The following is a 9,736-nucleotide window of genomic DNA, read 5'->3' as shown; positions in this document are numbered from 1 at the left end:
GGCAGTGAATCCTGTTTTTGCTATTGCAAATGATGTTGAAATTTGTGATGGCGAATCATATTTTGTCGGTGGTGCTGAACAAACAACTTCCGGAACTTATGTTGATAATTTAACATCAGTGGAAGGTTGCGATAGCATAGTTACTACAAATCTTACAGTTAATCCTACTTATGCGATTGCCGAAGATGTAGCAATTTGTGAAGGTGAAACCTATTTTGCCGGAGGAGCTTATCAGGCAGAAACCGGAGTTTATGTAGATAACTATACCACTCTTGACGGTTGCGATAGTGCAATTACAACCAATTTGACCGTTAATCCTGTTCATTCAACTACCGAAAATGTAATGATAGACGAAGGTCAGTTTCATTATTGTGGAGGTGCCGATCAAACTGAAACAGGAGCTTATTTTGATACATACCAATCAATTGATGGTTGCGATAGCATAGTTACTACAAATCTTGTAGTTGGAACACCAAGTCCTACTTGGACTTATCAAAATACAGGTAGTAATCATACCATATTAATTGAAGACAATATTCCTATTACAATAGATGGTATTCAGATTGCTGAAGGTTCGTATATAGGTGTATTTTACGATTCTTTAGGTACGCTTGCATGCGCTGGTTATACTTCTTATACTTCATCTTCGAACGATAACTTCATTTCTGCTTGGGGAGCTGATCTTGGAAATGATGGATTTGTTACAGGAGAAACTTTCCAATTTAGAGTATGGGATGTACTCACAGGTAACGAAGCCAGTATGATCCCGACATATATACAAACTTTCCCAAATACCAGCCAATTTGCTGCAAACGGAATGAGTGGTCTTGAATCATTAAATGGAAATATTTTCTATAACACTACGATTGATGCAATAATATGTGATGGCGAATCATACTATGCTGGTGGAGCTTATCAAACTACAAGCGGCACCTATGTTGATGTTTATGCATCAATTTATGGAACTGATAGTACGATAACTACAAACCTAACAGTTGGTCAGGTTTACAACGAAACTGTATATGCATCAATCTGTGATGGAGAATCATATTATGCAGGTGGAGCATATCAAACCACAGCAGGTGCTTATATTGATTATTATACATCAATTTATGATTGTGATAGCACCGTAACAACAAATTTAACCATAAATTCGAACTATGTAACAACTGTTGATGTTGAGATTTGCGATGGCGAAACTTATTTTGCCGGAGGAGCAAATCAATCAATTGCAGGTGCTTATATTGATTATTTGTTGTCAATTTACGGTTGCGATAGTGTTGTTACTACAAACCTAACAGTAAATCCTGTTTATGCTATCACTGAGAATGTTGAGATTTGTGAAGGTGAATCGTATTTTGTTGGAGGAGCAAATCAATCAATCGCAGGTACTTATATTGATAATTTGTTATCAATTTACGGTTGTGATAGTATTGTAACTACAGTTCTTATTGTAAATCCTGTATATTCTTTTACTGAAGCTTTTGTGATTTGCGATGATGAATCGTATTTTGTAGGTGGAGCATACCAGAATCTAACAGGAGTTTATGTAGATAACTATCAAACAATTGATGGTTGCGATAGCATTATTACTACTTATCTTACAGTAAATCCTACATATCAGATTTTCGAAAGTGTTTCTATTTGCGAAGGCGAATCAATATTCTTAGGTGGAGCATATCAATCTCAGCCAGGAGATTATGTTGAAGTTTATCAATCAATTGATGGATGCGATAGTACAATTACTACAACACTTAATCTGATACCTCTACCTACTGTATTCGATATTACAGGTGATGGAGCATATTGTATAGGTGGACAAGGCGCTGAAATTGGATTATCAGGATCTGAAATTGGTGTTTCTTATGAAGTATATGTCATGGCTGCAAATAATGCATCTATTGGAAATGCACCAAATTCACAAACTCTATCGAACCAAAATGGTACATTATCACAACTTGGTTCACCATTAACCAAAAATAATTCTTCTCAAAATATTAGTTTTGTTCCAATTGATTATGTAGGAACAGGAGTAATTGTAGGAGGTACTGGTTCTGCAATTAGTTTCGGATATTTCAGCGAAATTACTTCTTATATGATAGTTGCAACGAACGACCTTTATGGTTGTGGAAGTAATATGAACGGAATTGTAGATGTTAGTACAATATCGTTGCCGGTTGTCGATTTAGGCATAGACCAGACAATTTGCCCTGAAGCCAGCTTTACTATTGATGCCGGAACATGGGATGCTTATTTGTGGAACGATGGTTCAATGAACCAAACCTTAGCGGCATCAAATCCTGGTTTATACTCAGTAACAATAACTGATGTTAATGGTTGTGAAGGAACAGACGAATTTGAATTATTAAATTTCTCATCTCCTTTGCCAAATTTAGGTTCAGATCAAATAATTTGTTCAGGAGAAACAATAGTTTTAGATCCGGGAACATTCGAATCCTATAATTGGAGTACAGGTGAAACTACACAAAGTATTTCTGTAACTACTGATGACATATTTGATGTAACAGTTACTGACATAAACGGATGTGTTGCAATTGATGAAGTTGAAATCTTACCATCATTAATTATTAATTTAGGTAGTGATTTTGATATTCCTTATGGAACACAAGCCACTTTAAATGTACTTGTTTCTAATGGTTCAGGTTCATATGCATATAGTTGGGGACCAGCTGCAGATGTACTATATTTGAATTCTCAAACTACTCAAACAGTTCCATTACAAAGCACTACTACTTTCACTGTTCTTGTAACAGATTTAGTTTCAGCTTGTGAAGTATTAGGCTCAGTTACAGTTACAGTTATTGGAAATCCATTAAGTGCAGATTGTAATGTTGATGATGCTATTATATGCTCTGGCGATTGGACACAATTGCATGGTATTGGTTTAGGTGGTTCAGGTACATATTCTTACCAGTGGACTTCAATTCCTTACGGATTTAGTTCAACAATGCAGAATCCTTATGTTTCTCCACAAGTAGCAACACAATATATAGTTGCAATTGGAGATGGATACACTGTTGAAACTTGTACGACTTTAGTTGATGTAATGTCTGCTCCGGTAGCACCAAATGCTCCTTCTGGAACATCCCCGGTTTGTGCTGGAAATTTAGAAATGTTTACTACAAGTCCAGTTGCAACTGCAAATTCTTACGAGTGGGAAATTCAACCTTCCTTTGCAGGTGTTGTTTCCGGAAACGGAACAGAAGTAACTGTTGATTGGGCTACTACATATGCTGGAATAGCTCAAGTAAGAGTTCGTGCAACAAATGATTGTGGAACTGGTGCTTGGTCAGGTTTTGCTACTGTAATAATTACAGGAGTTCCTTCAATTAGTTCAAGTCCAACAGGACAAATGGATCTTTGCCAAGACAGTGAAAATGCTTTCTACTATACGCTTGGTGCTTTAGGAGCTAGTTCTTACTCTTGGTCGGTTGTTCCACAGAATGCTGGTACTGTTAATGATTTTGGTCAAACACAGATTATTGAAATAGACTGGGATCCAACATTTGCCGGTACTGTAACTATTAAAGTTAAAGGTATTAATAATTGTGGAGAAGGTCAATATTCAGCAGAGCATATTGTAAATGTTCATACCAATCCTGTTGTTAATGCTGGACAAGATCTCACAATTTGCGATGATGGCGTTGCATCACTTTATGGAATGGTTTCATCAGGAACATCACCATTTAGTTTTAATTGGATTGGTTCTAATATTTTGACATCTAATAATGATATAAATATATTAGCTGCTCCTTATGCAAATTCTACATATACATTAGAAGTTGTTGACGCTTATGGTTGTTTTGGATCAGATGAGGTTGATGTATTTATTAATTCAATTTCAGTAGATCTTGGCGATGACGTTTCAGTTTGTAACAACGACGCTGTTCTTACAACAACAATAAGTGAAGGAGTTGCACCATTTTCGTATCTATGGTCGAATGGAGAAACTACAGAAACGATAACAGTTAATCCTAATTATTCAACTAATTATACTGTTACAGTAACAGATGCAATCAATTGTTCAGCAAATGATGATATTTTTGTAACTGTACCAATTGTAGATGCTGGAGCATTACAGATTATGTGTTATGGAGAAAGTGTAATGCTTACTGGAACTGCTTATGGTGGTGCAGAACCATATACTTACTCATGGAGTCCAGCTGCAAGTTTAGATAACCCAGGTATTTTTAATCCTACTGCAACACCAACAAATACTACATATTATACTTTAGAGGTAACTGACAATACGGGTTGTACAATATCTGATCAAGTATTAGTTATTGTTAATGAAAACCCAGTTGCAAATGCAGGTTTAGATCAGACTATTTTCATTGGAGACAATGCTAACCTACATGGTTCTGCTACAGGAGGTGCAAACCCTTATTCATATATGTGGAATCCTGGAAATCTTTCTGGTAAAAACCAAGTAGTTACACCGGGAGTTATGACAACATATACAGTTGAAGTTACTGATGCTAATGGCTGTATGGGAACTGATGATATAGATATTGATGTTTCAGCATTACCTACATATAACATATATGGACAGGTTAATTATTGGAATTCCCTTATTGGATTAGAGGATGTTAATGCAACAATAAGTGAAGGTGTATTCGCTGATATTCAAACAACAAATATTGCCGGTTCATTCATCCAAGGAGGCTTAGATGATGGACTAACATATAATGTTGATAATTTAAATACAATTCAACCATCAGGAGGAATCACTGTATTTGATATTATGGCACTGATTTATGATAATGGAACAACAATTCCATCAGGATTTTTGAATATTGATGCAGGTGATGTAAACAATAGTGGTACTATTACCTATGATGACTTCCAGCTTATTGCTGAAAAATCTGTTGGAATGTCTCCTGCTGGATGGTTAGCTCCAGATTGGTTATTTGAAAGCGGAAGTGCAACTATTGCAGGAGCCGATGAAAATGTTACTTTAGAAGGTATTTGCTATGGCGATGCTGATGGTTCATTTGGAACACAATTTTCAAAAGCTGTAACTTATACTAATATTCCAAAGAAAGGAATCAAACAAATTGATTCGTACAATAGTTTCAGTATTCCTGTAATTGCCGATGAAAACTTAAATCTAAGAGCAATAGAATTTGTTTGTAATTATCCTTCAGAATTTGAAGTATCAAATGTTCAATCCAACATTAAGAATGGTACAACTGGAAATGAGATTCTTGCTTTTAATGCTGAAAACGGAATACTACATATTATTTGGGCGAATGCTGATAGAATTAATATTGAAAAAGGAGAAAACTTATTTACCTTAGAATTTGTTTCTCAATTGACATCAAATACAGCGTTTGATCTTGCATTAAGTTCAAATAGTAATTTTGTTGTTGACCTTAATAATTCTCAGAATTTTGCCAGTGTTGTAATTCCTGAAATTGAAACAAAATCTAACAATAATTCTCTATCACAATACTACTTGAGCCACAATTTCCCAAATCCATTTAATAATCAAACAGAAATAAGCTATACTCTACCTGAAACAGGTTTAGTAAATCTTACAGTTTATAATATGTTAGGTGAAAAAATTGAAGTGCTTGTCAATAGTACTCAGGAAAGTGGAACATATTCTATTAAATTCGATGCTAGTGAATTAGCCTCAGGACCATACTTATACAAATTGAATGTAATAAGTACTGAAGGTAGTTTTGAGCAATCTCGAACAATGAATATTTTAAAATAGTTTTGAGATAGAATGAAAATCAAAAAGACATATAAGATATTGCATTTTCCCTTTATTATGGGGAAATGTGATATCTTTGAATTTGATTTATTGATAATACCTACATTTAATACAAATGTATTTTAGACACACATTGAACAAAATCTAATAATTTAATTCCAATCAAAAATTTAAAAAATATGAAAAAAAGAATTCCTTTAAAATTAATGCTTTTTCTAAGCGTATTGTTTTATTCCTTTTCGGTTAATTCTCAAACTATAGAAACCAGTTTGGAGACTATTACTTCGCCGGACAATAACGCAGTGAGTGTAAACATAATTGCTACAAACGTAGTAGATGTTGATGCCTTACAATTAGCTTTCTTTATTGATGGTGCTGTCCTTTCAAATTTTTCAGTTACTTCACACAATGCAGCTTTGACTCATGATTTTTTTACTACCGGATGGTTCATTGAAAATATTGTTGGTTCGAAAGTTCAAATATCATGGAGTGGATACAATGGATATAGGGCTACATTTGCACCAAACGATTCAGTGCTTGCAACATTAAATTTTACTTTTGCAACCGGTGCTTCAAACCTCATTTGGGATGATCTAACAGTTGATGCTTGTAAATTTACCGGTGGAACTCCCTCAGCAACTCTTACCTCAGAATTTATTGATGGCAAAATTTCTTCAGTAAATGCAATAGCAATTTCGGCAGAACCTCAAGATATTGATGTTTGCGCCGGATATGATGCTGATTTTTCTATAGCAACAACTGCAAGTACCTATCAGTGGAGAACGAGTACCGACAATGGTGAAAACTGGACTGACCTGACAAATGGTGCTTTTTTTGCTGGAGTAAATACTAATACTCTTACAGTAACTACACTTGAGAGTCACAGTGAAGACTTGTTTATTTGTCTTTTGGACGACGGTCTTGCAACTGAAAATGCTTCAACACATGCCATGCTTACTGTTAATGGTTGGTTAACACCTCCTACAATTAATATTGATGTAGATCCAGGAATAGAAATCTGTGATGGAGATGAAGCTACTTTCTTTTTATCCTCGACAGGTGGGATTGCAGATCCACTCTATACATGGAAATTAAACAATGTTGAAGTTAGTACTGACTCAGCATATATCTCATCAGCCATTGTTGATAACGATATGATAACTTGCGAATTGTCATCAGCTTCTGCTTGTATTTTATCTGATCCTGATACTATTTACGAGACAGTCAATCCGTATCCAGAAGCAGCTACAACTCCAAGCGGAGATGAAACTCTATGTCAAAATTCAGCAAACACTGTTTATACCACAACTGCTGTGAATCATGCAGTAGGTTATTATTGGACTGTTTCACCTTCCAATGCTGGAACATTTACCAGCGATTCAGTAGTAACTCTTACAAATACTATTGATTGGGATGATGCCTATTCAGGAAATGCTACAATATCCGTAAAAGCTTATAATGATTGTGGATATGGAAATATTTCAGGAGGATTAAGCATAGATATAAATTCTGTACCTAACAAGGCATTTACCCCTTCAGGTTCAACTTCTTTATGTATTGACGATGTAAACACTAGCTATACAACAACAGGTGCTACAAATGCAACATCATATTCATGGGGAATTACTAATGGTGCCGGTACTTTTACAGGAAATACTGATGAGGCTACTATTGGGTTAGATTGGGAAAATACATTCTCAGGAACTGCTCAAATATGGGTAGCAGGAATAAATTCCTGTGGTACAGGTCAAACTTCTGATATTTTAGATATTGTAGTTACACCATTACCCGGTACAGCTGCAACACCAACAGGATCTGTAAGTTTATGTGAAAATAGTGCAAATGAAGACTATACTACTACAGGTGCAAGTGAAGCATTGAATTATACATGGGAACTAATTCCAGGAGGTGCTGGAATCATTAGTGGAACAGGATTAACTGCAACCGTAAATTGGGATGATAGTTATGTCGGAGAAGCTAAAGTTGCCGTAAAAGGTGTAAATACATGTGGTGAAGGAGTTTATTCTGATAGCCTTGCCATTACAATTGTATCACTACCAGGAAAAGCTGCAACTCCAAGTGGAACTGCTGTTTTATGTCAGGATTCTCCAAACGAAATTTATTCTACTACTGGTGCTACAGATGCAAGCACATATGTTTGGGAAATTTCACCTGTGAATGCAGGAACAATTACAGGGACAGGTTTTGACGGAACTGTTGATTGGGATGCTGGTTTTAACGGACTTGCTACTATTACAGTAAAAGGTGTTGGTTGTGGTGATGGAGAATTCTCAGATGGTTTTGATGTTACAGTGAATACTTTACCTTCGAAAGCGGGAACACCTTCAGGAATTGCTAATTTATGTCAAGGTGGTTCGTCTGAAAACTATTCAACATCAGGTTCCATAAATGCCACTTCTTATGGTTGGAATATTAATCCGGTTGAAGCAGGTTCTATTTCTGGATCAACCCAATATGCCGTAGCAACATGGAGTGCAGACTTCTCAGGTACAGCATTTATTACTGTTAGAGGGATCTCAACTTGTGGAAACGGTGAGTTTTCAGAAAGTCTCGAAATTACAGTTAATTCTATACCAGCGGTTGACTTAGGTGATAGTATTATTACATTTTCGCCAGACACAGTTGCAGTAGATGTTGGGTCCGGATATGATAGTTATGCTTGGTCAGAAGGCTCAATAAACACTACACCTAACATAACTACTTATGGATACTATACTGTTACAGTAAATACCAATAGTTGTGAGAACACTGATTCTATTGAAATAATTCAACCAGAAACTCAAACTATTCCGATTGGGGTAGATTGGAGTATGATTTCAACATTTATTGATCCTACTTTCGATGATTTCGGAAATGTTATGAATACTGTAAATGATAACCTTTATCTTGCTAAAAGTGAATTAGGGCAAGTCTATTGGCCAGCATTTAATTTCAATGATATTGGAGATCATACGGTTGGAAAAGCCTATCAAGTAAAACTAAATGCACTTGATACTCTAATTGTTGAAGGATTGTCAGTTGAACCAGAAAATACAAATGTAACATTGCTTTCAGGATGGACATTGTTTGGATACCTTAGAAATACTGAAGCTTCTATGGTTGATATGCTTAGCGATGTTGTTGCTGACATTGTAATTGTGAAGGATGATATAGGGCAAGTTTATTGGCCTTATTTCAACTTTAATAACATTGGAAATATGATTCCAGGTGAAGGATATCAAGCAAATACTACGGCTCAGATAGATTTCAACTATGCTGCAAATACTACAAAATGTGGAATTGTTAATAATAATAATGATAAACCACAACATTTTGCAAATCATAATATTACTGGTTGCAATATGACAATTTGCATTCCATCTACAGCTTGGGAAAATGCTCCTCAAGAAGGCGATGAAATTGGAATATTTGCACAAAACGGACTACTCGTTGGTTCTGCTCTAATTAATGGCGACAATGTTGTTGCTACAATTTGGGGAGACGATCTACATGCTGAAGGAACAAACGGTATGCTTAACAATGAAGAATATACAATCAAAATCTGGCATTCTGATTTAAATACTGAAGAAACAATCGTAGTTGAAAATTGGACGGTAGGAAATGAGTTATATGAAACAAATAAAATTGCTGTTGCAGAGAAAATTTCAATAAATGATAATGCAATGTCTAATAGCATTTTATATCAAAATACTCCAAATCCGTTTAGTAATTCAACCGAAATTCGGTTTTACCTTTCGGAGAGTTCTTTTGTTAAAGTTCAGGTATTTAATATGTTAGGAGAAATGGTAGATGAGCTTGTTTCAACTGATTTACAAGCAGGAAATCATTCAATAATTTTCAACTCTGAGAAAATTGAATCCGGTACATATATGTATAAGGTTACAAGTTCAAATTTTATAGATTCAAAATATATGAATATTGTAAAATAAACTTTAATCTAAAATATTTGAAAAATCCCAGACAATTATTGTC

The 9,736-nt window shown here is 35.2% G+C and carries 2 protein-coding genes; both read left to right on the top strand.

The genetic code is table 11. The features are described from left to right. Positions 1-5,743 (top strand): T9SS type A sorting domain-containing protein (locus HN894_09835; GenBank protein MBT7143628.1); only part of this gene is annotated, 5,743 nt, incomplete at its 5' end. Between the two features lie 179 nt (positions 5,744-5,922). Next, positions 5,923-9,693, top strand: a complete 3,771-nt coding sequence (locus tag HN894_09830) for a T9SS type A sorting domain-containing protein (protein MBT7143627.1) — start codon at positions 5,923-5,925, stop codon at positions 9,691-9,693. Positions 9,694-9,736: the final 43 nt, after the last annotated feature.

This window comes from Bacteroidota bacterium (assembly GCA_018692315.1).
Taxonomy (GTDB): Bacteria; Bacteroidota; Bacteroidia; order Bacteroidales; family JABHKC01; genus JABHKC01.
Note: the sequence above shows the minus strand (reverse complement) of the source record. Positions and strands in the feature narration are given on the sequence as shown.

What these genes read in the sequence shown, in the direction of transcription:
- HN894_09830 (MBT7143627.1), top strand. Translation starts at nt 5,923, where the DNA reads ATGAAAAAAAGAATTCCTTTAAAATTAATGCTTTTTCTAAGCGTATTG.